This is a genomic window from Bacillus sp. MYb56 (assembly GCF_002976445.1).
GTDB classification, from domain to species: domain Bacteria; phylum Bacillota; class Bacilli; order Bacillales; family Bacillaceae_G; genus Bacillus_A; species Bacillus_A mycoides.
The window spans coordinates 1-1,362 of record NZ_PCOH01000124.1 but is presented as its reverse complement, the minus strand read 5'-3'; the positions used below and the strand labels follow the sequence as shown (position 1 = coordinate 1,362).

Genomic DNA, 1,362 nt, shown 5'->3' with positions numbered 1-1,362 from the left:
AACAATATGTAGTAAAAGGATTACAACAGGCAGCCATTCAACAGTATGGAGAAGCCGTTAAATACTTCGATAAGGTCAATTACACAGAATTAGATAAAGATAGTCAGAAGGCAGTTCTATTTACTTATTTATTAAATGGAAAGGCAAATAAGGCATTACAATATGAGCCGAAATTTGCAGAAAGTGTGGTTGCTTATTTTATTGGGATAGACAACATGAATAAAATCAATGAAATTGATGTCAAAAATGATGTAATCGAATTTGAAAAAGCAGCACTTAATAAGAAATATAAGGAGGTAATCAAGCTTAAGGGGAAAGTCAATATGGACGGTAGACGTGAAAAACTCATTGTTGAAGCTTTTGTAAATCTAAAAAAATATGAAGATTGTTATTCTTTTGCCAAAACGCAAGGAAATAAAAACGTAATGAAAGAGGTCAAAGAATTAGAGAAACGAGATATTCAACAATCTACGATAAGTGAAGAAGAAAAGAAAGCTAAGATTGAAAAAATTGATAAAGATCTACAGAACATCTAAGGGGGAGAGAATAACATGCCTTTAAATTATGAGAATCTGTACAAAAAAATGGGAATAGTTTTTCTTGGTGGTTCGTTGATATTGAGTACGACAGGGTGCAGTTGGTTTGGAAGTAAGGAATCATCAAAAAGTAAAACAGCTATTACAAAAAAGGTAGATAAGAATAAGCCGGATGAAAAGAAAGAAGATCTGAACAAACATGATTTTGAAGCAATTACAGAAAACGCAATTCAAAGTAAGGATAATGAAGTTGCTTATGTAATCGAAGAACTGGATAAATCAAAAATTAATTTTAAAGAAAAATCTATTGTAAGTAATCTTCAAAATGGGGATGAAACCACTTCTCGTGTTCTAGCACTCTTTGATAAAGAAACAACAGATAAAACACTTCAAGATACAACAAAAGATAATGTGATTGCAGCTATTACAGATAATAAGCCACAAGTCACCGTGAATGGAGATCACTTTGCATTCGGCGATCAAAATATTGATTCTACAGTAGCGAGTATAGGCGATACTCTTCCGCCAGAGAAGAAACCAGAGGCAATTGTGAACCCACCAATTATAACGGAGGGTGAGAATGGTAATACGGAAAATACAGGGACAGAAAAACCAAAACCACCGATAGAGCCACCAATAGAGCCGGAAAAACCGACAGAGCCGGAAAAACCAACAAATCCAGAGAAACCGACAGAGCCGGAAAAACCAACAAAACCAGAGAAACCGACAGAACCGGAAAAACCAACAGATCCAGAGAAACCGACAGAACCGGAAAAACCAACAGATCCAGGTAAACCAACAGATCCAGAAAAGCCAACAGATCCAG

The 1,362-nt window shown here is 35.4% G+C and carries 2 pseudogenes; both read left to right on the top strand.

What is annotated here, in order from left to right:
- Positions 1-536, top strand: a pseudogene (locus CQ058_RS31315) (hypothetical protein); the annotation flags it as partial.
- 15 nt (positions 537-551) lie between these two features.
- Positions 552-1,362 (top strand): annotated as a pseudogene (locus CQ058_RS32145) (hypothetical protein); the annotation flags it as partial.